Below are 22,697 nucleotides of genomic sequence, written 5' to 3' on the forward strand. Positions count from 1 at the left end.
GACGGCCCGGGAGGTGGGACCTCCCGGGCCGCCGACTCGCCGCGTCCGTAAGGCGCGTTAGGCGCACAAGGCGCACAAGGCGCGCAAGGCGCCCGCCGAGGCGTGGTCAGCCGAGGCCGTTGGCCTTCAGCCAGTCCTTGGCCACCGCCGACGGGTCGTCCTTGTCGATCGCGACACGCTTCATCAGCGCCGTCAGCCCCGCCGTGTCGAGCTTGGCCGACACCGCGTTGAGGGCCGCCGTCGCGGTGGGGTTCACACTCGCCTTGTTGACCAGCGGGGTGACGTTCTGCGCGCCGAAGAGGTTCTTCGGGTCGGTCAGCGGGACGAGCTTCAGCTGGACGATCTTCGGGTCGGTGGTGAACACGTTGCCGACCTGGATGGTGCCGTCCTTGAGCGCGTTCGCGGTGGCGTCGCCGGTGGGCTTCCACTCCTTGAAGTTCAGCCCGTAGACGTCCTTGAGCTGCTGCTCGCGGCGGGACTTGAACTCCGGCGGACCGCCTATCGTGAACTCGCCCGCCTTGGCGGCCAGGTCGGCGATGCTCTTGAGGCCGTACTTGTCGGCGTTCTCCTGGGTGACGCTGAGCGAGTCCTTGTCCTCGGCGGGGGAGGAGTCGAGGATCCCCAGCGCGGCGGGCAGCGTCTTGGCCAGCGCCGCGTTCACCTCCTCGGTGGTGGCGGCGGTGGACTTGGCGTCCAGGTAGGCGAGCAGCGAGCCGTTGTACTCGGGCAGGACGCTCAGGCTGCCGCTCTGGAGCTGCCCGTAGAGCACCTCGCGGCTGCCGATGTTGAACTTCTCCTCGACCTTGACGCCCTTGGCCTTGAGGGCCTGCGAGTAGATCGAGCCGAGCAGCACGTTCTCCGGGAAGTTCGCCGAGCCGACGACCACCGTCGAGCCGGCGCCGGCGCCCGAGGCGGCGGGGGAGCCCGCCGCGGAGCCGCCGCCGAGCGGGTCGCCGCCGCCGGAGGAGCCGCAGGCGGTGGCGCCGAGGGCGAGCGCGGCGAGCGTGCCCAGGACGACGGCGCGCCTGCTTCCGTGGTTTGTCGACATGGTGACAGATGTCCTTCCGGAGAGGATGGGGAACGAGGTTCAGCGGGCCCGGCGCTGGGCGCGCATTCCGGGCGGGAGCGCGTACCGGGCGAGCAGGGCGAAGAACAACTGGGCGCCGACCGCGAGCAGCACCACCAGCAGCGCGCCGCCGACGGTGACGGCGTACTTGCGGGTGGCCAGTCCGTCGATGACGTAGCGGCCGAGGCCGCCCAGACCGACGTACGCGGCCACGGTGGCGGTCGCGATCACCTGGACGGTCGCGGTGCGGAAGCCCGCCAGCAGGGTCGGCGCCCCGGACGGCAGGCAGACCTGCCACAGCACCTGCGGGTGGGTCAGCCCGATGCCGCGCGCCGCGTCCCGGACGTCCGGGTCGGTGCCGCGCACCCCCTCGACGGCGGCCACCAGCAGCGGCGGCGCGGCGAGCGCGACCAGCGGGATCAGCACGGCCGTGTCCCCGACCCCGCCGAGCAGCACCGCCAGCGTCACCAGGCCGAGCGTCGGCAGGGCGCGGGTGGCACCGGCGAAGGCCGTCACGAGCGTGACGCCGCGCCCGCTGTAACCGATCAGCAGTCCGAGCGGCACGGCGAGCAGCGCCGCGAACAGCAGGGCCTCGCCGGAGAGCACCAGGTGCTCGGTGATCCGGTGCACGATCGAGTCCGGGCCGCTGCGGTGGTCGGGGGCGGAGAAGAAGTCGCCCAGCCAGTTCAGCCAGTTCACGAACCGGCTCCCTTCTCCCGGACGGCCCAGGGCGCGAGCAGCCGGCGGGCGCCCACCAGCAGCAGGTCGACGGCCAGCGCGAGGACGGCGATCAGCGCGATGCCGGCCACGATCGGGGTCGGGAAGGTGCGCTGGAAGCCGTCGATGAACAGGTAGCCGAGCCCACCGCGCCCGATCAGCGCGCCGACGCTGGCCAGCGAGATGCTGGACACCGCCGCGACCCGCAGCCCGGCGATCAGGTACGGCACGGCGGCGGGCAGCTCGACGGAGGTCAGCCGGTGCCACGGCCCGTACCCCATCGCGGTGGCGGCCTGCCGGACCGGGTCCGGGACGGCGCGCAGGCCGTCCACGGTGGTCGGCAGCAGCACGGCGAGCGCGTAGAAGGTGAGCGGGATCATCACGGTGGCCTGGGTGGCGAGGCCGGTGTAGGGGATGAGCACCACGAACACGGCCAGCGAGGGCAGCGCGTAGACGATGTTGAAGACGGCGGACAGCGGTTGGTACAGCCGGGGGAAGCGCGTGCAGGCCAGGCCCAGCGGGACGGCCAGCAGCAGGCCGATGAGCACCGGGACCAGGGCGATCACGGCGTGGTCGGCGAGCAGGTCGCCGAGGTAGCCGAGATGGTCGCCGATCCAGTACCAGCGGACGATCGGTTCACCGTCCACCGGCCGCTCCGTCCGTGAGGCCACCGGCTGCCGGGCCGGCTGCCGTGCCTGCTGCGTCGGCTACCGGGGCGGACAGCGCGGCCAGGACGGCCTCGCGGCTCGCGGTGCCGGTGGCCCGGCCGTCGGCGTCCAGGGCGACGGCGGCCCCGGCGGGGGAGAGGACGGCGGCGTCCAGCGCGGTGCGCAGGGTGTCGGCGTCCGGCCGGTAGCCGGAGACCGGGTGCAGCTCGGCGGTGGCGGCGTCGCGGTCGATCCAGCCGATCGGGCGGCGCTCGTCGTCCAGCGCCAGCTCCCAGCCGCCGTAGCGCAGCCCGTCTGCCACCGGGCGGACGGCGACGGCGGTCGCGGGGCGCAGGGCGAGGCCGCGCAGGCCCCGGTCGCGGCCGAGGAAGGCGGCCACGCCGTCGTCCGCGGGGGTGGTGAGCAGGGTGTGCGGGTCGGCGAGCTGGGCGATCCGGCCGTGTTCGCGCAGGACCACCACCTGGTCGCCGAGCCGGACGGCCTCCTCGATGTCGTGGGTGACGAACAGCACCGTCTTGTGCAGCTCGGACTGGAGCCGCAGCAGTTCCTCCTGGAGCCCGGCGCGCACCACCGGGTCGACGGCGCTGAACGGCTCGTCCATCAGCAGCACCGGCGGGTCGGCCGCGAGGGCGCGGGCCACGCCCACCCGCTGCTGCTGGCCGCCGGACAGCTGGAACGGGTACCGCTTGCCGGTCTCGGGAGCGAGCCCGACCAGTTCGAGCAGTTCGGCGGCCCGGGCGCGGGCCTTCTTGCGGTCCCAGCCGAGCAGGTAGGGCACGGTGGCGACGTTGTCGATCACCTTGCGGTGCGGGAACAGGCCGGCCTGCTGGATCACGTAGCCGATGCCACGGCGCAGCTTGGCGGGCTCCAGTTCGGCGACGTCCGTGTCGTCCAGCAGCACCCGGCCCGAGGTCGGCTCGACCATCCGGTTGACCATGCGCAGCAGGGTGGTCTTGCCACACCCGGACGGTCCGACCAGGACGGTTATCCGACCGGTCGGGACGTCCAGGTCCAGGCCCTCGACGGCGATGGTGCCGTCGGGGTGGCGCTTGCCGGCGCCCTCGAATCTGATCACGGGGAGTTTCCTCGTCAGGGCGCCCCGGGGAGGCGGCGCCTGTTTCGGTCGTGCGGTTGATGGCGGTTCGTCGACAAGCGGCGACGGCGTGGGCCGTACCGGCCGCTGCCGTGACGGCGTCTGTCGGATCGACCGCCTGGGCGTTCTTCCGCCCGCGTGGCTGCCCAGCTTCGGACCGGCGGAAACTCTGATCAGACTATGACCTGGATCATCTCCTGTCTCTCACTTACCACCCGGCACGGGGCCCGGACCCCGCCTCCGGACGGCCGGGGCCGACCGGACGCCCGACGTTCCGGCAGGTCAGAGGGACGGGACGCGGACAGCCTGACGGCGGGTCGAGGGCTCGGGCCCCGGGCGATCAGCCCGTCAGCCGCCGAGCGCCCCAGCCCTCCAGGCTCTCAGCCGCCCCGGCGTGTCGGCAGCCCGGAGGCCGCCCAGCCGACGAAGCCGCCGTCCAGATCGGTCGCCCGGTGCAGCCCCAGCTCGCGCAGCGAGGCCGCCGCCAGGCTGGAGGCGTACCCCTCCGAGCAGACCACGATCACCTCGACGTCGTAACCTGACGCCTCGGGGATCCGGTGACTGCCCGTCGGGTCCAGCCGCCACTCCAGGACGTTGCGCTCGATGATCAGCGAGCCGGGGATCTCCCCCTCCGCCGCCCGCTGCGCCGCCGGACGGATGTCCACCAGCAGCGCGCCGTCCAGCTGCGACTGGTACGCCTCCCGGGCGCGCGGACGGTGGACGCCCTCGCGGGCCCGCTCCACCAGGTCGTCGATCGTGGTCACCATTGCTCCGGTCCTTCCTCCGAGGTGCGGACGAGCCCGCCGGCTCGCAGGTCGTAGTGCGCCATCGAGCCCAGCGGGGGCGAGTAGGCGTGCAGGGTCACGGCCGGGCCGGACGCGGTGTTGCGGACGTCGTGCACGTACTCGGGGCCGAAGGCGCGGGCGGTGCCGGCCGGGACCCGGCGGATCAGCAGGCCCTGCTCCGGCCCGCCGAGGGACAGCTCCTCCAGCTCGCCGAGGGCGACGGTGAACGCGCCGCGCGAGCCGCCGTGGTCGTGGAAGCCGGTGGACTGGCCGGGCAGCCAGCTGATCAGCCACACCTCGTGGTCGTCGTCGGCCACCAGCCGCTGGTACCAGCGCTCCTCGGTGGAGAGTCGGACGAGGTGGATCCACTGGTCGGGCTGTTCGGCCAGTTCGCGGACGACGGTGCGCAGGGCGCTCGGGGTGAGCGGCGCGCGGGTCTCCTCGGTGGCGGTGGCGGTGGCGGTGGCGGTGGCGGTGGCGGTGGCGGTGGCCGTGGCTCTGGCTGTTCTGGCCGGTGCCGGTGCCGGTGCCGGTGCCCGTGCCGGGGTCGGGGCTCGGGCGGCAGCGGGTTCGTCGGGGGCGAGGTTCAGGCTCATGGGGGCGTCCTCGGGTGCAGCGGGAACGTCGGCGGGGTGCGCCCTGGTCCGGCGGCGGGCGAGGGCACGGGCCGACGGAGCGGCACGGCACGCGCGGGTGCGCCGGGCGGGGCGGGAATCAGAACTCTGGGTGCGGGTGTGCGGCGCGGGCCCTGGCGGACGTCACAGGGCGGGGGCGGCGGGGAGAGCCAAGGTCAACAGGCACAGATGGAACTCGCCTGGCGTCGCAGATCGACGTGCAGGCGGCAGACCAGAGTGGTGCCGGTGTCCATGCGCCGGATCCTTCCCGAGCCAACCGGACGAAGTCAAGCCGGATGGGGCCGACCGCCGCCGGCCGCGCCGCGCTGCTCCACCCCGGGCCGACCGGCTGACCGGCCGACCGGTCGTCGAGCCGTTCCGGACCGCAACCGCCGAACGGCACGCACAGGCGTAAGGACCCCACGCGCGGGGTAAATGATCGTTTCATCCCATCCAGGACCCTCCGCGTGTCCGCGTCACGAGATCGCCCCAGATGCGTTACCGCCAACGTATTGTCAGGCCACCGAGGCCCGGCCTACGGTCTACAGACCGCTTTCTACGCACGTAGACCCCTGCGGATCCCCGGCGGTCCGCAGACGAGACCCGCCCGCCCCGTCAACCCTCAGACCGCAGGCCCGACCCCATGGCCGGGCAGCGGAGTTGCGGAGGTATCCATGTCGCAGATCGTCCGTGCCGCGCTCGTCCAGACCCGCTGGACCGGCGACCAGGAGAGCATGATCGCCCTTCACGAGCGGTACGCCCGCGAGGCCGCCGCCCAGGGCGCGAAGATCATCGGTTTCCAGGAGGTCTTCAACGCCCCGTACTTCTGTCAGGTCCAGGAAGCCGAGCACTACCGCTGGGCCGAAGCCGTCCCCGACGGTCCCACCGTCCGCCGGATGCAGGACCTCGCCCGTGAACTCGGCCTGGTGATCGTCGTCCCGGTCTACGAGGAGGAACAGGCCGGGGTCTACTACAACACCGCCGCCGTCATCGACGCCGACGGCAGCTACCTCGGCAAGTACCGCAAGCACCACATCCCGCAGGTCAAGGGCTTCTGGGAGAAGTACTACTTCAAGCCCGGCAACCTCGGCTGGCCCGTCTTCGACACCGCCGTCGGCAAGGTCGGCGTCTACATCTGCTACGACCGCCATTTCCCCGAGGGCTGGCGCGCCCTGGGCCTGGCCGGAGCGCAGATCGTCTACAACCCCTCCGCCACCAGCCGAGGCCTCTCCGGCTACCTCTGGCAGCTGGAACAGCCCGCCGCGGCCGTCGCCAACGAGTACTTCGTCGCCGCCATCAACCGCGTCGGCACCGAGGAGTACGGCGACAACGACTTCTACGGCACCTCCTACTTCGTCGACCCGCGCGGCCAGTTCGTCGGCGACGTCGCCTCCGACAAGGAGGAGGAGCTCGTCGTCCGCGACCTCGACCTCGGCCTGATCGAACAGGTCCGCCAGCAGTGGGCGTTCTACCGAGACCGCCGCCCCGACGCCTACGGACCGCTCGCCGAGGCCTGAGGAGCAGCGCGATGACCACCCGCGACCCGCACCAGCGCACCATCGTCCGCGGCGGCCTCGTCATCACCGCCGCCGACGAACTCCACGCCGACGTCCTCATCGAGGGCGAACGCATCGCCGCCCTCGCCACCACCGGCAGCTCCGCCGCCGAGGCCTGGAGCGCCGACACCGTCATCGACGCCACCGGCCACTACGTCATCCCGGGCGGCGTCGACGCCCACACCCACATGGAACTGCCCTTCGGTGGCACCTCGGCCTCGGACACCTTCGAGACCGGCACCCGGGCCGCCGCCTGGGGCGGCACCACCACCATCGTGGACTTCGCCGTGCAGTCCGTCGGCGGCTCGCTGCGCGAGGGCCTGGACACCTGGCACGCCAAGGCCGACGGCAACTGCGCCGTCGACTACGCCTTCCACACCATCGTCTCCGACGTCGACGAGGGCGTCCTCAAGGAGATGGACGCCCTCGTCGACTCCGGCGAGTCCACCTCCTTCAAGCTCTTCATGGCCTACCCCGGCGTCTTCTACAGCGACGACGGCCGCATCCTGCGCGCCATGCAGCGCGGCGCGGCCAACGGCGGGCTGATCATGATGCACGCCGAGAACGGCATCGCCATCGACGTCCTGGTCGAACAGGCCCTCGCCGCCGGGCACACCGCGCCCCGCTACCACGGTGAGGTCCGCCGCGAACTCCTGGAGGCCGAGGCCACCCACCGGGCCATCAAGCTCGCCCAGGTCGCCGGCAGCCCGCTCTACGTCGTCCACGTCTCCGCGGCCGCCGCCCTCGCCGAGCTCGTCCAGGCCCGCGACGCCGGGCTCAACGTCTTCGGCGAGACCTGCCCGCAGTACCTGTTCCTCTCCACCGACAACCTCGCCGAGACCGGCACCGACGGCTTCGAGGGCGCCAAGTACGTGTGCAGCACGCCGCTTCGGCCGCGCGAGCACCAGGAGGCGCTGTGGCGCGGGCTGCGCGCCAACGACCTCCAGGTGGTCTCCACCGACCACTGCCCGTTCTGCTTCACCGGGCAGAAGGAACTCGGCCGCGGCGACTTCTCGAAGATCCCCAACGGCCTGCCTGGCGTGGAGAACCGGATGGACCTGCTCCACCAGGCCGTCGTGGACGGGCACATCACCCGTCGGCGCTGGGTCGAGATCGCCTGCACCACGCCCGCCCGGATGTTCGGGCTGCACCCGCGCAAGGGCACCATCGCGCCCGGCGCCGACGCCGACCTCGTCGTCTACGACCCCACCGCCGTGCAGACCGTCTCCGCTGCCACGCACCACATGAACGTGGACTACTCGGCGTACGAGGGCCGCCAACTCACCGGCCGCGCCCGCACCGTGCTCTCGCGCGGCACCGTCGTGCTGGACGGCGAAACCTGGCTCGGCCGGGCCGGCCACGGCACGTTCCTGCGCCGCGACACCTGCCAGTACCTGACCTGACCACTCTCCCGTGCCGCCGCCCGGGCCTGTGCGCACGACCGCCCGGGCGGCGGAACCACCCTCCCCGGAGCCACCCATGGACATCGGCCTCGTCCTGCAGACCGACCCGCCCGCCCGCCTGCTCATCGACCGGATGATCCGCGCCGAACAGGCCGGGTTCAGCCACGGCTGGACCTTCGACTCCTGCGTCCTGTGGCAGGAGCCGTTCGTCATCTACAGCCGGATCCTCGCCGAGACACGGCGGTTGACCGTCGGACCGATGGTCACCAACCCCTCGACCCGGACCTGGGAGGTCACCGCCTCCCTGTTCGCCACGCTCAACGACATGTACGGCAACCGCACCGTCTGCGGCATCGGCCGCGGCGACTCCGCCATGCGGGTCGCCGGACGCCACCCCGCCACCCTCGCCCGGCTCTCCCAGGCCATGCACGCGATCAAGGAGCTGGCCGAGGGGCGGACGGTCGAGGTGGACGGCACCGAGATGCACCTGCCGTGGGTCGGCCCCGGGGCTCAACTCCCCATCTGGATGGGCGCGTACGGGCCGAAGGCGCTCGCGTTGACCGGTCGCCAGGCCGACGGGTTCATCCTCCAGCTGGCCGACCCGTACCTCACCGAGTACATGGTCAAGGCGGTGCGGTCCGCCGCGGCCGAGGCCGACCGGGATCCGGACGCCGTCACCATCTGCGTCGCCGCCCCCGCCTACGTGACCGCCGACGACTCGCCCGCCGCGCTCGCCCACGCCCGGGAGCAGTGCCGCTGGTTCGGCGGGATGGTCGGCAACCACGTGGCCGACCTGGTCAGCCACTACGGCGCGCACTCCGACCTCGTCCCGGAGGCCCTCACCGACTACATCAAGGGCCGCCAGGGGTACGACTACAGCCACCACGGGCGGGCCGGGAACCCCGACACCGCCTTCGTGCCGGACGAGATCGTCGACCGCTTCTGCCTCATCGGCCCGCCGCAGGCCCAACTCGCCCGCCTGGAGCACCTCCGCTCCCTCGGCGTCGACCAGTTCGCCGTCTACGCCATGCACGACGCCGTCGAGGCCACCATCGACGCCTACGGGTCCGACGTCATCCCGCACCTGTCCCACCAACCCCGGACGTAACGCCACTCGCGCGGAGGGGAGTTGCCCATGGCCGACACCGCGACCAGCGGCGGCGGGCACCGGCAGCACTCCGACGGCCGGGTCGAACTCGACCCGGCCGCAGGAGAGTTGCCGTCCAACGGCTTCACCAACGACGACCTGCGGCCGGTCCCGGTGGCACGGCGCACCTGGACCACCTACAACTTCCTGGCGCTCTGGGTCGGCATGGCCCACAACATCCCGTCCTGGACGCTCGCCTCGGGGCTCGTCGCGCTCGGCATGGACTGGAAGCAGGCCGTACTGACCATCGCGCTCGCCAACTTCGTGGTGCTCGTGCCGATGCTGCTCACCGGGCACGCGGGGACGAAGTACGGCATCCCGTTCCCGGTGTTCGCCCGGGCCGCGTTCGGACTGCGCGGCGCCAACCTGCCCGCGCTCATCCGGGCGGCGGTGGCCTGCGCCTGGTTCGGCATCCAGAGCTGGATCGGCGGCGAGGGGATCTTCCTGCTGGCCGGCAAGTTGCTGGGCGAATCCTGGCGCACGGCAGCGGAGTTCGGCGGCTACCCATGGACGCAGTGGGTGTCGTTCCTGCTGTTCTGGCTGATCGAGATGGCCATCATCGCCCGCGGGATGGAGACCCTCCGGCGGTTCGAGAACTGGGCCGCACCGTTCGTGATCGTCGGCGCGCTGGCGCTGCTGGCATGGATCACCGTGAAGGCGGGCGGGTTCGGTCCGCTGCTCGACCAGCCGTCCCGACTGGGCTGGGGCGGCGGGTTCTGGAAGGTCTTCTTCCCGGCGCTGATGGGCATGATCGGGTTCTGGTCGACCCTGTCGCTCAACATCCCCGACTTCACCCGCTTCGGCGGCAGCCAGCGCGCCCAGATCCGCGGGCAGGCGCTCGGCCTGCCGACCACGATGACGCTCTTCGCGCTGCTGTCCGTCCTCGTCACCTCCGGCTCGCAGGCCGTCTACGGCGCACCGGTGTGGGACCCGATCGAACTCGCCGCGAAGATGGAGAACCCGGTCGGCATCCTGTTCGCGCTGCTGACCGTCCTGATCGCGACGCTGTCGGTGAACATCGCCGCCAACGTCGTCTCGCCGGCCTACGACCTCGCCAACCTGCTGCCCCGGCTGGTCGACTTCCGTACCGGGGCGCTGATCACGGGCGTCGTCGGGATCGCGATCTTCCCGTGGCGGCTGATCTCCGACCCGCACGTGTACATCTTCACCTGGCTGGGGGTGGTCGGCGGGCTGCTCGGGACGGTGGCCGGGGTCCTGATCGCCGACTACTGGGTGCTGCGCGGCACCCGGCTGCAACTCGCCGAGCTGTACCGGCCGGGTGGGGCGTACTGGTACGCGGGCGGGTGGAACTGGCGGGCGGTGACGGCGCTGCTGGTCGGGGGCGTCCTGGCGGTCGGCGGCTCGTACGGCGGGCCGTTCCCGGCGGACGGGCTGCTGCCCCTGTTCAAACCGCTGGCCGACTACGGCTGGGCGGTGGGCTTCGGGTCGGCCTCGGTGCTGTACCTCGTGCTGGGCCCTCCCGGGTGTCCGGGCGGGCGGGCGGCTGACAAGTGACAGGTAACAGATGACAGATTTCGCCCTGCGGTCCGCACCGAGGAGGCGAAGGTGGCGTGGGTTGCGACGGCCACCTGATGGCCGGCCGTCTGGAGGCGGGCGCCGAGCCCGGTGAACGGGGCCACGTCGCCCCGGGATCCGGCGGTGGCGATCAGGATGCGCATGGCCGCAGTATCCCGGCGCGGGCACCCCGCCGGAAGGGCGCCGCGCCCGGAGCGGCCCGGAGCGGCCCGGTCCGGGGTGGCCGGTTCGGGCCGGTGCTCCCACGGCGCCGGAACCGGGCGGCGGCAGGCGGCGTCCTTCCTGGCAGAGCGGCGGAACGGGGCCGTCGCGCCGTGGACGGGAGGGACAGATGAGCATCGTCGCGTGGATCGTGCTAGGCCTGCTGGCGGGGGCACTGGCCAAGCTGCTGCTGCCGGGGAAGGACCCGGGCGGCCTGATCGTGACCACCCTGATCGGTATCGCCGGTTCCTTCGTCGGCGGTTGGATCGCCTCGCACTTCCTGCACAGGTCGGTGACGGCGCACTTCTTCGACATGGCGACCTGGGTGTCGGCGATCGGCGGGGCCCTGGTGCTGCTGATCATCTACCGGCTGGTGTTCGGCAGTTCCCGACGCTAGCCCGAGCGCCGGGAACCGAGCTGCACCGAAACATCGACGACCGGGCCCGCCGGCGACCGGGTTTCGCTCCGGTGCCGGCGGGCCCGGTCGTCGGTGTCCGGGTCAGGGGCGCCTGAGGTGTGTCACTTGGCGAGCAGGCCGCCGAGGATGAGCTTCCAGAGGGCCTCGAAGCGGTCCTCGATGGTCGGCTCGGACCACGAGGACGCGTACGCCGGGTCGTGGAAGGGGCCGGTGGCGTCGAAGACGGCGCGGGCGGTGGAGAGGATGTGGGCGAGCTTGAACTCCTTGCTCTCCATGCCGTCCTGGACGATCTGGGCGATCTGGGTGACCAGGGTGTCGATGTGTGCCTCGACGATGCCGCTGTTCTCCTCGACCAGCACCATGTAGGTGGCGAACAGCTCCGGGTCGTCCAGCGCCTTCTTCCGCTTGGCCGCGAACAGCGTCACCAGCCAGCGGTGCAGCCGCTCGACGGCCGAGCCGGCCTCGGTCGAGATGAAGGCGAGCTGGTGGTGCGCCTGGTCGAGCCAGCGCTGGGTGACCGCCTCGCGCAGCGCGGCCTTGCTCGGGAAGTGGCGGTAGACGCTGCTGTGGCTGACGCCGAGGATCCGGGCGACGTCCACGACGGTGGCCTTGGCCGGGCCGAACCGCCGGAGGACGTCCTCCGCCGCGATCAGGATCTGCTCGGCGGTGAGTGTGGTGTCCGTGGTCACGGGGAGGTCCGTCCTTAGGGTCGTGCGGTCGAGGGTGGTGCTGCCGTCCCCGGCCGTCGGGCCGGTTCCGGTGGGTCAGTGCTCGCTGTCCAGGTGTGCCATCTGGGCGGCAGCGTAGCGGTCGCCCGCTGCGGAGCCGGCGGGGACGGCCGCCTCGATGGCCGCGAGGTCGGCCGCGGTGAGCGTGACGTCCAGCGCGCCCAGCGCCTCGGTGAGGCGGTCGCGGCGGCGGGCGCCGACCAGCGGAACGACGTCCTCCCCGCGCGAGGCGACCCAGGCGATGGCGACCTGGGCGACGCTCGCCTCCTTCGCGGAGGCCACCGCGCGAAGCGCCTCGACGAGCGCGAGGTTGTGGGCCAGGTTGTCGCCCTGGAAGCGCGGGCTGTGGCCGCGGAAGTCGGTGCCGGCCAGGGCGCGACCCTGGTCCCAGTGGCCGCTGAGCAGGCCGCGCGAGAGCACGCCGTAGGCGGTGACGCCGATGCCGAGCTCGCGGGCGGTGGGGAGGATGGCGTCCTCGATCGAGCGGGAGATCAGCGAGTACTCGATCTGCAGGTCGCTGATCGGGTGGACGGCGGCGGCGCGGCGCAGGGTGTCGGCGCCGACCTCCGACAGGCCGATGTGGCGGACGTAGCCGGCCTTCACCAGGTCCGCGATGGCGCCGACGGTCTCCTCGACCGGGACGTTCGGGTCCAGGCGGGCGGGGCGGTAGACGTCGATGTGGTCGGTGCGCAGGCGGCGCAGTGTGTAGGCGAGGGCGGTCTTGGTGGCGGCGGGGCTCGCGTTGTAGCCGAGCCACTGGCCGTCCGGGCCGCGCTGGGCGCCGAACTTCACGCTGATCTGCACGTTCTCGCGGGCGCGGCCGCGCAGGGCCTCGTGGATCAGCAGCTCGTTGTGGCCCATGCCGTAGAAGTCGCCGGTGTCGAGCAGGGTGACCCCGGCGTCGATCGCGGCGTGGATGGTGGCGATGCTCTCGGCCTCGTCGGCCGGGCCGTACAGGTCGGACATGCCCATGCAGCCGAGGCCGAGGGCGGAGGTGACTGGTCCGGAGGTGCCGAGGGTGCGCTGTGTGGGGCGGGAGGTCGTGGCCACGGGGACTCCAGGGGTGGGTGCGGCGATGGGTGGGGTGACCCAGAGTCCACTATGGCACGACAGCGAACAGATTTCAAAATCTGTTCGCTGTCGTCTGTTATCTGTTATCTGTCATCTGAAAGCTGTCACCTGTTATCTGTCACCCGCCGACTCGATCGGCCGCTCGGCTGCGCTCCTCGTGCGCGAGCGCCTCGTCGGCTGCGGCCTCGCCTGCCGGGAGCCCTGGCGGCGAGGCCGGACCCCAGTCCTCCCGCCCGCCCGGCGATCGCAGCAGGTAGGCGCGGGCCGGCGGCAGGTTGCGCCACACCGTGCGCCGGCCCAGCCCGTACGCCGCCTCGAACTGCCGCAGCAGTCGCACCACTGCCCGGTGGCGGGCGCTCTGCCGGGGCCCCGAGGACAGGGTGCGGGCCGTCGTCGTACCGAGGTAGCCGAAGTACGTCAGCTCGCCCCCGGGCAGCAACAGCCGCAGGTAGAGGTCGAGGAGGTGGCGCACCTGGGCCGGCTCGAAGTTGGTGAAGGGCAGGCCCGATACGATCACGTCGTACCGCTCGTCCTTCTGGTCCTGGGTCAGTTCCTCCACCCGGCAGGCCGACAGCCGCAGGGCGACTCCCGGGCGTCGTGCGGCCAGCACCGGGTCCTCGCGCAGCTGGTCGGCGAAGCGCGGGTTCGCCTCGACGACGTGCAGCCGGTCGCCCGGGAGCAGTACTTGGGCCAGCCGGCGGGTCACCACGCCCGTCCCGGCGCCGACTTCCAGCACCGAGATCGGCCGATTCGGGCGGCTGGTGGCCGGAACCACCAGGGCGTTCACCAGGTCCTCGCCGCTCGGGGCCAGCGCTCCGGTGTCGTGGAAGGTGCGCAGGGCCTCGGCGAGGAACAGCAGGTGGTCCCCGGCGGACCGCGAACTGCGCTGCGGGGCGGAGAAGTCGGGGCGCGGGCTGAGCTGTTCGGTGGTCATGCCGTCGACGCTAGGCAGCCCCGCCGCACCCCGAATCGGCCGACGAGCGACCCGCACCCCCGACGAAAGTCGAGGGTGCGGGTACCCGGGAGAAGGGGGCACCCGCCCGCCGCCCGCCCGTAGCATCGAGCCGGACGGACGGACGGACGGACAGGCAGACGGACGACGGGCGGACGGAGCGAGCACGGAGGGAGCCCGATGCGAGAGGACGGGAGCGGCCCGATGCGCGCGGGCCTGTTGGGCTGGTACGGCCCGGGCCGCCGGCTGTGGGGCGAAACCCTGCTACTGCTCGGCATCCTCGCGCTGACCGCCGAGGAGGGCCTCTCCCAGTGGGTCCACGCCGACGAGCCGTTGCGGCTGCCCCGGACCGTCGTGGCTTCCCTCGCCCCGCTCTCCCTGCTGTTCGCCCGCCGCTACCCGATGGCCTCCGCCGTCCTGCCGGTGCTCACCGGCGGTCTGTTCAACCGCGCCTTTCCCGGGCTGTTCAGCGTCTACTACCTCGCCTCCCTCGGCCGGACCGGCCCTGCGGCGGCCGGCGGCGCCCTCATCGCGGGGGTGAGCGCGACCCGAGCCGACTCGCTGGTCGGCTGGGCGGGCACCACCGGATCCCAACTCCTCGTCCAGGCGGCGGCCTTGTCCTTCGGCCTGTGGCTGCACGGCCGCCGGGTGCTGATCCGCACCCTGCACGAGCAGGTGGACACGCTGCGCCGGGAGCGCGAGTTGCGCGCCGAACGGGCCCGGGCCGCCGAACGGGCCCGGATCGCCCGGGAGATGCACGACGTGCTCGCCCACCGGCTCAGCCTGCTGGTGCTGCACGCCGGGGTGCTGCGCGACCAGGCCCTCGCCGGCACCGTCGCCGCCGACCCGGACCGGCTCACCCACCGCCTCGAACTGCTGCGCACCACCGCCGCCCACTCGCTCGACGACCTGCGCGACGTCCTCGGCGCCCTGCGGGCCGACCCGCCGACAGCACCGGCCGCCGAGGAGGTGCCGGCCGCAGCGTCCCGGGCGGTGTGCGTCCCGGTGCCTGCTCCGGCGCCCGTCCCGGCGCCCGCGTTGCGCGACCTCACCGAACTCGTCGGCGAGGCCACGTCGGCCGGGCAGCAGGTCGAACTGGCCCTCTCCGGCGACCCGGAGACCGTCCCCACCACCCACCGACTGGCCGTGCACCGCCTGGTCCAGGAGGCGCTGACCAACGCCCGCAAGTACGCGCACGCCGCGCCCGTCACCGTCCGGGTCCGCTACGGCGCCCCGGCCACCACCGTCGAGGTCCGCAACGGCCCAGGGGAGGCGTCGCCGAACGGGCCGGGCACCGGCGGCGGGTACGGTCTGGTGGGGCTCACCGAACGGGTCGACGCGCTCGGCGGCCACCTCGACGCGGGACCGGACGGCGGTGGCGGCTTCCGGCTCGCAGCCCGCCTGCCCGCACCGGAGCGCCCGCCGCAGACCGTGTCAGGGTCCGTGCCAGGACCGGGTCCAGGACCGGGACACGGCCTCGGATCCGGGCCTTCCCCGACCCTCGCCCCCTCCCCGACCCCGCAGCCGAAGGACGCCTCATGATCCGCACGATGGTGGTCGACGACGACGCGCTGGTGCGGCTCGGCCTCGTCGACCTGCTGGCCCAGGACCCGGCCCTCACCGTGGTCGCTGAGGCCATCGACGGGCTGCAGGCCGTCGAACTGGCCCGCAGCCGGCGGATCGACGTGGCGCTCATGGACATCCGGATGCCCCGGCTCGACGGCATCGCCGCCACCAGGCGCCTGCGCGAACTGCCCGAGGCCCCGCGGGTGATCGCGCTCACCACCTTCGACCTCGACGAGTACGTGTACCAGGCGCTCGCCGCCGGGGCCGACGGCTTCCTGCTCAAGGACACCCCGCCCGCCGAGATCGCCCGGGCCGTCCACGTCGTCGCCGGCGGCCAGGGGATGCTGCACCCGGCGGCTGCGAGGCGACTGATCGACCGCTACCACCGCACCGGTGCGCCCCGGTCGGTCGCCGCCCGCAACCGGGTCGCCGGGCTGACCCCGCGCGAGACCGACGTGCTGCGCGAACTCGCCGACGGGCTCTCCAACGCGGAGATCGCGGGCGTCCTCGGGATGCGCGAGAGCACTGTGAAGGCGCACGTCAGCCGGATCCTGACCGGGCTGGGCGTCGGCAACCGGGTCCAGGCCGCGTTGCTCGCGCGCGATGCCGGGCTGGTCGGAGACGGCGCCTGAGCCGGCGCCGGGCGTTGTGGGACGCTGCGGGGCGGTGCGGGGCGTGCCGTCGTGGCTCGCGTGGTCGCTGGTCCTGCCGATGCCCGACGCTCGGTGGTGCGCACGGTGGTGGGTGGGGCGTCGTGTCGTCCGGTGTTCACGCGAGTGTTCCCGGGGCGTCGGACCGGGCTCCCCCTGAGCCGGTGGCGTGCTCCCGGTTCGTACCGCGCGCTGAGCCGTTGTCACCCATCCGGCGTGGAAATCCCGCGCCTTGGCGGTTTGCGCTGCCGAACCCGGGCGGCGGGTCCATGGTGGAGATGGGCGCGATCCGGCGACCGCGCCCGCGCGCCGATCCAGGCCCGCGCGCCGCGCGCCCGCCGCTGTTCTCCGACGGGTGTCCGAGGCTGAGGGCCCGGTCCCGGCACGCTGGGAGCAGGGCCACCTCGCAGGAAGCCGAACGGTTCTTCTAGGCTCACATCTCGGCTTCCCTGCGGCGGTCCGGCCCGTTGCGCCCGCCGTCAGGAAGCCGCCGTCCACGGGGCCCCGGGCGGACCGGGGCCACCGGATCGAGCGAGGAGGACGCAATGCCAAGCACGCCGCCCAGCCGTTCCACCGCACTTGGGCCAGACGGTCCGTTCCGAAGGGCCGGGCACCATCCCGGTCGATCGGCACGGTCCGGCCGGGCCTGGCAGCCGGGTTGGGGTGGTCGGCCGGTCCGGCCGCTGAATACCGGCAGCGGCCGCGGAGGCGAACGTTGAGTCCCCAGATCGTCGGGTCGCCCGCCGCGCCGAGTGCCGCCGCCCCCGACGGTGACTCCGCCCCCGCGCCCGCCCCTGCCTCGGACCGCGCCCCCGTCGCCCTCCCGGCTGCTGCTGACGGCGCGGCCCTCACCGCTACCGCTACCGCTACCACTACCGCTCATGCCACGGCCACGGTCACTGTCACGGCCTCGGCCGCCGCTGCCGCGACCGCCGCGCTCCCCGGTCTGCCGCAGGCCCTCAGTACCCGCGCCCGTACGCTGGCCGGGGCCGTCCGGCGCCGGTGCACAGACCTGGCCCGGATCGAGTCGCCCAGCGGAGACATGCCCCGACTCGACGCTCTCGCCGAGGAGTTGAGCGCCGGGTTCAGAGCCACCGGTGCCACCGCGCGGCGCGAGCCCGGGCCGGCCGGCGACCACCTGGTCCTGGAGTGGGAGGGGCAGGACGAGACCCTGCCGCACCTGTTGATCGTCGGCCACCACGACACCGTCTGGCCGGTCGGCACCCTCGCCGACTGGCCGGTCACCGAGCAGGACGGTCTGCTCAGCGGCCCCGGCGTCGTCGACATGAAGGGCGGACTCGCCATCCTGGAAGGCGCGTTCGCCCTGCTCGCCGACCTCGGGCAGCGGCCGCACCGCGCCGTCCGACTGGTCGTCGTCTCCGACGAGGAGGTCGGCAGTCCGGACGGACGGCGCCTGGTCGAGCGCCAGTTGCGCGGCGCGGCCGCAGTCATAGGGCTCGAACCTCCGCACCCCGACGGCCGGTTGAAGACAGCCCGGCGCGGCAGCACCCGGGTCCGGCTCACCGTCACCGGGCGTGAGGCCCACGCGGGCAACGACGCCCACGACGGGGTGTCGGCGGTCGACGAACTCGTCGATCAGCTCGTCGTCGTCCGCGGCCTCGCGGGGCAGCCGGGGACGGAGCTCAACGCCGGTCGGATCAGCGGCGGTTCGCGGGCCAACGTGGTCGCGGGCCGGGCCGAGGCCGAGCTCGGCCTGCGGTTCTCCACCGTCGAGGCGCAGCGCCGTACGCTCGACAACCTGGCTCGGCTCACCGCGCTGCGCCCGGGGGCCAGGGTCCGGACCGAGGTGCTGTCCAGCCGTCCGGCGTGGCCTGAGCGCACCGGCAACCCGCTGCTGCGGCACGTTCGTTCACTCGCCGCGGTGCTCGGGCAGCAGTTGGACGGCGGTCCGGCGGGTGGCGCGGGGGACACCAACCTGCCGGGCTCGCGCGGGCTGCCGACGCTGGACGGCTTCGGCGCGGTCGGTGCCGGCGCTCATGCCCGGCACGAGCACATCCGGCTCGACCAGCTGGCACCCCGGATCGCCCTGCTGGCCGCGCTCCTCGCCGTACCGCTGCCGAGGCTGCGCGACCGCACGGAGGGTTGAGCGGGCCGCCGACGGCCGGGGGCTGTCGGCGAGCAGAGAGTAGAGAGCAGAGAGCAGAGCGCAAGAGCACAGGGTGACAGAGAACAGAAGACGGATGACAAGTAACTGCTGACAGATAACAGCTAACAGATAGTGAAATCTGTTAGCTGTTATCTGTTTGTCGACCGTCCGCCGCCGCCCACTCCCGGCGCTCACTGCCCGAAACCCCGCCCCTCACCCGCGTCCCTTGCCATCCCTCCACCTCGCCGCGCAGAATGGTACCGACCGAACGGTCAGTCGGTTGGCGTCGTGGGCGCCGGCGCGGGACACGAGAGGTGATCGTGGTGACAGCAGAGGTGGCCGAGGCGGTCCCCGCGCAGGCGCAGGAGGACCGGTTCGAGGCGGTCGTCGCCGCCGAGCAGCGGATCGAGCCCAGGGACTGGATGCCCGACGCCTACCGGGCCACGTTGGTCCGCCAGATCGCCCAGCACGCGCACTCCGAGATCATCGGCATGCAGCCCGAGGGCAACTGGCTCACCCGCGCCCCCTCGCTGCGCCGCAAGGCGATCCTGCTCGCCAAGGCCCAGGACGAGGCCGGCCACGGCCTCTACCTCTACGCCGCCGCCGAGACCCTGGGTGTCGACCGCGCCGAGCTGACCGAGAAGCTGATCTCCGGCCGGCAGAAGTACTCCTCCATCTTCAACTACCCGACCCTCACCTTCGCCGACGTCGGCGTGATCGGCTGGCTGGTCGACGGCGCCGCGATCTGCAACCAGGTCCCGCTGTGCCGCTGCAGCTACGGTCCGTACGCCCGCGCGATGGTGCGGATCTGCAAGGAGGAGTCGTTCCACCAGCGTCAGGGCTACGAGCTGCTGATGACACTGATGCGCGGCACCGAGGCGCAGCGCCGGATGGTCCAGGACGCGGTGGACCGCTGGTGGTGGCCGTCTCTGATGATGTTCGGGCCCCCGGACGCCGACTCGCCGAACACCGCCCGCTCGATGGCCTGGCGGATCAAGCGGCACACCAACGACGAGTTGCGCCGGCGCTTCGTCGACATGACCGTCCCGCAGGCCGAGCACCTCGGCGTCACGCTCCCGGATCCCGAGCTGCGCCGGAACGAGGAACGCGGCGGCTGGGACTTCGGCGAGCCGGACTGGTCCGAGCTGACCAGGGTCATCCACGGCCAGGGCCCGTGCAACGCCCAGCGGGTCGAACGCCGCCGGACGGCGCACGAGGACGGTGCCTGGGTCCGTGAGGCGGCCGTCGCCTACGCGGCCAAGCGCCGCGCCGAACAGTGCGCCGAACCCGGGCAGCCCACCGGATCCGAGCAGTCAGCCGAACCCGGGCAGCCCGGGCGTACGGGCGAGTCCACGGAACAGGAGAACGGAAAGTGACCGAGTCCAAGGCCGGCTGGCCGCTGTACGAGGTGTTCGTGCGCCCCCGACGCGGGCTGAACCACGTCCACGTCGGTTCGCTGCACGCGGCCGACGACCGGATGGCCCTGCTCGCCGCCCGCGACCTCTACACCCGCCGCAACGAGGGCGTCAGCCTCTGGGTGGTCCGCTCGGACGCGATCACCGCCTCCACCCCGGACGAGCGCGACCCGTTCTTCGAGCCCAGCGGGGACAAGGTCTACCGCCACCCGACCTTCTACGACATCCCCGAGGATGTCCCGCACATCTGACGGGGGACCCGCCATGCAGGACCACAGCACGCAGGCCGGCGCCGGCGCCGACGTCGACGCCGACGACCACGTCTACCTCGGCCTCGCCGAAGCCACGCCCGGCCCCGAGGGCGAGGGCCGCTGGGCGTACGGGACGGGCTTCGCCGACCCGCTGCTCGGCGTCGACACCGCCGTGCCCGCCGGTATGGACGGCGCGGACCTCGCCGCCTACTGCCTGATGCTCGGCGACGACGCCCTGATCCTCTCCCAGCGCCTGATCGAATGGTGCACCCGGGCGCCCGAGCTGGAGGAGGAGGTCGCGCTCGCCAACCTGGGCCTCGACCTGCTCGGCCAGGCCCGGCTGCTGCTCACCCGGGCCGGCCAGGCGGACGGCTCCGGCCGCACCGAGGACGACCTGGCGTACTGGCGGGAGGACCACGAGTTCCGCAACGTCCGGCTGGTCGAGGTCCCGAACGGCGACTTCGCCCACTCGATCGCCCGGCTGCTGCTGTTCGCCACCGCGCGCTGCGCCCTGTACGAGGCGCTGAGCGCGCACCCGGACCCGGTGCTGGCGGCGGTCGCCGCCCGGGGCGTGAAGGAGTTGGCGTACCACCGCGAGTACGCCACCGCCTGGACGCTTCGGCTCGGCGACGGCACGCCGTACTCCTCGGCGCGGATGCAGGCCGGGCTGGACGCGCTCTGGCCGCTGCTGGAGGAACTGTTCACGGCCCACCCGGTGGAGCTGCGGACGGGCGCCGATCCGGCGGCGCTGCGCGAACCGGTGCTGCGCTCGCTCGGCGCCGTCCTCGCCGAGGCCGGGCTGACCGTACCGGACGTGCAGCCGCTGGCCACCGTGCTCGGCCGGGCCGGCCGGGACGGCGTGCACACCGAGGCGCTCGGTCCGCTGCTCGCCGAATTCCAGGTGCTGGCCCGCGCGCACCCGGGGGCGACGTGGTGAGCGCGGCGCTGACGGAGCGCGGGACGGCCTGGGAGGTCGCGGCGGCCGTGCCGGACCCGGAGCTGCCCATGCTGACCCTGGCCGACCTGGGCGTGCTGGCCGAGGTGGCGGTGGACGACGGCGCGGTGACCGCCTGGCTGACCCCGACCTACTCGGGCTGCCCCGCCGTGGCCGAGATGGCCGCCGACGTGGATCGCCGGCTGCGCGCGGCCGGGTACCGGGACGTCCGGGTCCGGTTGCGGCTCGATCCGCCGTGGTCGACCGATCTGATCACCACCGAGGGCCGCCGCAAACTCGCCGAGGCGGGAATCGCCCCGCCGCGTCCGACCTCCGCCGCCGGCGTGGCCGGCCCGGTCGCGCTCGCGCTCGGTCCCACCCGCACCGCTGCTCCCACCGCCGCTTCCACCGTCGCTCCGGCGGGCACCTCCGCTGCCGCTTTCGCTTCCGCAGTCGCTCCCGTGCCCTGCCCACGCTGCGGCGGCGCGGACACGGAGGAGCTGTCCCGCTTCGGTTCCACCGCCTGCAAGGCGCTCTGGCGCTGCCGCGCCTGCCGGGAGCCGTTCGAACGCGTCAAGGAGATCTGAATGCCCGCCGCCTCGCCCGCCGCGTCCCAGGCCGACGCGTCCCAGCCTGCCGTCTCCCAGCCCACCGCGCCCCAGGCCGATGCTTCCGTTGCCGCGCACGCCGACACCCCCGCTGAGGCCGCGGTGTCCACGCTGCGCCCGGCCCGTCGCCCGACCTTCCACCGGCTGCGGATCGAGCGGGTCGAGCGGCTCTGCGACGACGCCGTGGCGGTCGCCTTCGCGGTGCCGGACGGGCTCGCGGCGGACTTCGCCTTCCGGCCGGGGCAGACCCTGACGCTGCGCAAGGTGGTGGACGGCGTCGACGAGCGCCGCTCGTACTCGATCTGCGCCCCCGCCGGCGGGCCGCTGCGGATCGCCGTCCGGGAGGTGCCCGGCGGGCTGTTCTCCCGGTGGCTGGTGCGGGACGCGGGGCCGGGCGAGGAGGTGGAGGTGCTGACGCCGTCGGGCCTGTTCACCCCCGACCTCGGCGTTCCGGCCGAGCACGTGCTGCTCGCGGCCGGTTCCGGCATCACCCCGATGCTGTCGATCGCCGCGTCCGTCCTGGCCGCCGACCGCAGCTCCACCGTCACCCTGCTGTACGGCAACCGGCGCAGCGACACCGTGATGTTCGCGGACGAGCTGGCCGACCTGAAGGACCGCTACCTCGGCCGCTTCCAACTGGTCCACGTCCTGTCCCGGGAGACCCGTGACGCCGAACTGCTCAGCGGGCGGCTGGACCCGGAGCGGGTGCGGGCGCTGCTGGCGGCGCTGGTGGATGTCGGGAGCGTCGGGCACTGGTGGCTGTGCGGCCCGTTCGGGATGGTCGCCGGGGCGAAGGAACTGCTCGCCGGGCTGGGCGTGCCGGGCGAGCGCGTGCACCAGGAGCTGTTCCACGCCGAGGACGAGCCGGTGTCCGAGCGACCGGAGGACCGGGACGGCGCGGCGGGAGCGGCCGACGGCCCGCACAGCGAGGTCACCGTCGTCCTGGACGGGCGCGGCAGCACACTCTCCCTGCCGTGCGACCGCTCGATCCTGGACGGCGCCCAGCGCTCCCGCCCCGACCTGCCGTTCGCCTGCAAGGGCGGGGTCTGCGGCACCTGCCGCGCGCTGGTCACCGAGGGCGAGGTCGAGATGCGCCGCAACTTCGCGCTGGAGGAGAAGGAACTGGCCGCCGGCTACGTCCTCACCTGCCAGGCCCGCCCGGTCACCGACCGGGTGACGGTCGACTACGACCGCTGAACGGCCGGCCGCCC

General features: G+C 73.2%; 24 protein-coding genes. 13 read left to right on the plus strand and 11 right to left on the minus strand.

What is annotated here, in order from left to right; translation table 11 throughout:
• Positions 1-106 precede the first annotated feature (106 nt).
• The 7 genes from ABT015_RS00390 to ABT015_RS00420 all read right to left on the minus strand — a co-directional run bounded on the left by ABT015_RS00390 (position 107) and on the right by ABT015_RS00420 (position 5,197).
• The gene (locus ABT015_RS00390; RefSeq protein ID WP_350875079.1) at positions 107-1,048 is read right to left on the minus strand and encodes an ABC transporter substrate-binding protein; all 942 of its coding nucleotides are present in this window, start codon (positions 1,046-1,048) and stop codon (positions 107-109) included.
• 39 nt (positions 1,049-1,087) lie between these two features.
• Complete coding sequence (locus ABT015_RS00395) at positions 1,088-1,765, minus strand: ABC transporter permease (protein ID WP_350875081.1); 678 nt, start codon at positions 1,763-1,765, stop codon at positions 1,088-1,090.
• On the minus strand, positions 1,762-2,430 hold the full coding sequence (locus ABT015_RS00400; RefSeq protein ID WP_350875083.1) for an ABC transporter permease: 669 nt from the start codon (positions 2,428-2,430) through the stop codon (positions 1,762-1,764). Before ABT015_RS00400 ends, ABT015_RS00395 begins: the two co-directional genes overlap by 4 nt.
• Entirely contained in the window at positions 2,420-3,526 is a 1,107-nt protein-coding gene (locus tag ABT015_RS00405; RefSeq protein WP_350875085.1) for an ABC transporter ATP-binding protein, read from the minus strand. Before ABT015_RS00405 ends, ABT015_RS00400 begins: the two co-directional genes overlap by 11 nt.
• 398 nt (positions 3,527-3,924) lie before the next feature.
• Positions 3,925-4,311, minus strand: a complete 387-nt coding sequence (locus ABT015_RS00410; RefSeq protein ID WP_063349906.1) for a rhodanese-like domain-containing protein — start codon at positions 4,309-4,311, stop codon at positions 3,925-3,927.
• Complete coding sequence (locus tag ABT015_RS00415; protein WP_350875087.1) at positions 4,305-4,925, minus strand: cysteine dioxygenase; 621 nt, start codon at positions 4,923-4,925, stop codon at positions 4,305-4,307. The genes ABT015_RS00410 and ABT015_RS00415 overlap by 7 nt, the downstream gene beginning before the upstream one ends.
• Positions 4,926-5,119: 194 nt before the next feature.
• A complete protein-coding gene (locus ABT015_RS00420) occupies positions 5,120-5,197 on the minus strand; it encodes a putative leader peptide (RefSeq protein WP_106981192.1) in 78 nt (25 codons plus the stop codon).
• Between the two features lie 420 nt (positions 5,198-5,617).
• Between ABT015_RS00420 and ABT015_RS00425 the strand changes: the two genes are divergently transcribed.
• From ABT015_RS00425 to ABT015_RS00440, 4 genes are all read left to right on the plus strand, one after another.
• Entirely contained in the window at positions 5,618-6,460 is an 843-nt protein-coding gene (locus ABT015_RS00425; protein ID WP_350875089.1) for a nitrilase-related carbon-nitrogen hydrolase, read from the plus strand.
• Positions 6,461-6,471: 11 nt separating this feature from the next.
• Positions 6,472-7,902 (plus strand): dihydropyrimidinase, encoded by a 1,431-nt coding sequence (gene hydA, locus ABT015_RS00430; protein ID WP_350875091.1) that lies wholly within the window; start codon positions 6,472-6,474, stop codon positions 7,900-7,902.
• Positions 7,903-7,978: 76 nt separating this feature from the next.
• Positions 7,979-9,010: a TIGR03842 family LLM class F420-dependent oxidoreductase gene (locus ABT015_RS00435; protein ID WP_350875093.1), complete on the plus strand. Its 1,032-nt coding sequence runs from the start codon at positions 7,979-7,981 to the stop codon at positions 9,008-9,010.
• Between the two features lie 27 nt (positions 9,011-9,037).
• Positions 9,038-10,564, plus strand: a complete 1,527-nt coding sequence (locus tag ABT015_RS00440; RefSeq protein WP_350875095.1) for an NCS1 family nucleobase:cation symporter-1 — start codon at positions 9,038-9,040, stop codon at positions 10,562-10,564.
• Here ABT015_RS00440 and ABT015_RS37945 read toward each other — a convergent pair.
• Entirely contained in the window at positions 10,471-10,728 is a 258-nt protein-coding gene (locus ABT015_RS37945; protein ID WP_502897244.1) for a glycosyltransferase, read from the minus strand. The genes ABT015_RS00440 and ABT015_RS37945 overlap by 94 nt on opposite strands.
• Before the next feature lie 188 nt (positions 10,729-10,916).
• Between ABT015_RS37945 and ABT015_RS00450 the strand changes: the two genes are divergently transcribed.
• On the plus strand, positions 10,917-11,183 hold the full coding sequence (locus tag ABT015_RS00450; RefSeq protein ID WP_350875097.1) for a GlsB/YeaQ/YmgE family stress response membrane protein: 267 nt from the start codon (positions 10,917-10,919) through the stop codon (positions 11,181-11,183).
• Between the two features lie 122 nt (positions 11,184-11,305).
• On the opposite strand, the gene ABT015_RS00455 is transcribed toward ABT015_RS00450, so the two are convergent.
• The 3 genes from ABT015_RS00455 to ABT015_RS00465 all read right to left on the minus strand — a co-directional run bounded on the left by ABT015_RS00455 (position 11,306) and on the right by ABT015_RS00465 (position 13,937).
• Positions 11,306-11,893: a TetR/AcrR family transcriptional regulator gene (locus ABT015_RS00455; protein WP_350875099.1), complete on the minus strand. Its 588-nt coding sequence runs from the start codon at positions 11,891-11,893 to the stop codon at positions 11,306-11,308.
• A gap of 75 nt (positions 11,894-11,968) precedes the next feature.
• Complete coding sequence (locus tag ABT015_RS00460; protein ID WP_350875101.1) at positions 11,969-12,982, minus strand: aldo/keto reductase; 1,014 nt, start codon at positions 12,980-12,982, stop codon at positions 11,969-11,971.
• A gap of 139 nt (positions 12,983-13,121) precedes the next feature.
• Entirely contained in the window at positions 13,122-13,937 is an 816-nt protein-coding gene (locus ABT015_RS00465) for a class I SAM-dependent methyltransferase (protein ID WP_350875103.1), read from the minus strand.
• Between the two features lie 198 nt (positions 13,938-14,135).
• On the opposite strand from ABT015_RS00465, the gene ABT015_RS00470 reads away from it, so the two are divergent.
• From ABT015_RS00470 to paaE, 8 genes are all read left to right on the plus strand, one after another.
• Complete coding sequence (locus ABT015_RS00470; RefSeq protein WP_350875106.1) at positions 14,136-15,497, plus strand: sensor histidine kinase; 1,362 nt, start codon at positions 14,136-14,138, stop codon at positions 15,495-15,497.
• Positions 15,494-16,153, plus strand: coding sequence for a response regulator (locus ABT015_RS00475; RefSeq protein ID WP_350875108.1), 660 nt, complete (start codon positions 15,494-15,496; stop codon positions 16,151-16,153). The genes ABT015_RS00470 and ABT015_RS00475 overlap by 4 nt, the downstream gene beginning before the upstream one ends.
• Before the next feature lie 1,060 nt (positions 16,154-17,213).
• Positions 17,214-18,278 (plus strand): M20/M25/M40 family metallo-hydrolase, encoded by a 1,065-nt coding sequence (locus tag ABT015_RS00480; RefSeq protein WP_350875110.1) that lies wholly within the window; start codon positions 17,214-17,216, stop codon positions 18,276-18,278.
• A 320-nt stretch (positions 18,279-18,598) separates the two neighbouring features.
• The gene (gene paaA, locus ABT015_RS00485; protein WP_502897245.1) at positions 18,599-19,654 is read left to right on the plus strand and encodes a 1,2-phenylacetyl-CoA epoxidase subunit PaaA; all 1,056 of its coding nucleotides are present in this window, start codon (positions 18,599-18,601) and stop codon (positions 19,652-19,654) included.
• Entirely contained in the window at positions 19,651-19,944 is a 294-nt protein-coding gene (paaB, locus tag ABT015_RS00490) for a 1,2-phenylacetyl-CoA epoxidase subunit PaaB (RefSeq protein WP_030056311.1), read from the plus strand. The genes paaA and paaB overlap by 4 nt, the downstream gene beginning before the upstream one ends.
• Positions 19,945-19,957: 13 nt before the next feature.
• Positions 19,958-20,881, plus strand: coding sequence for a 1,2-phenylacetyl-CoA epoxidase subunit PaaC (gene paaC, locus ABT015_RS00495; protein WP_350875115.1), 924 nt, complete (start codon positions 19,958-19,960; stop codon positions 20,879-20,881).
• Positions 20,875-21,465 (plus strand): 1,2-phenylacetyl-CoA epoxidase subunit PaaD, encoded by a 591-nt coding sequence (paaD, locus tag ABT015_RS00500; protein ID WP_350875117.1) that lies wholly within the window; start codon positions 20,875-20,877, stop codon positions 21,463-21,465. Before paaC ends, paaD begins: the two co-directional genes overlap by 7 nt.
• Entirely contained in the window at positions 21,466-22,683 is a 1,218-nt protein-coding gene (gene paaE / locus ABT015_RS00505) for a 1,2-phenylacetyl-CoA epoxidase subunit PaaE (RefSeq protein WP_350875119.1), read from the plus strand.
• The last annotated feature ends 14 nt before the right edge of the window (positions 22,684-22,697 follow it).

It is taken from the genome of Kitasatospora sp. NPDC094016, from assembly GCF_040304045.1.
In the GTDB taxonomy this organism is placed as follows: domain Bacteria; phylum Actinomycetota; class Actinomycetes; order Streptomycetales; family Streptomycetaceae; genus Kitasatospora.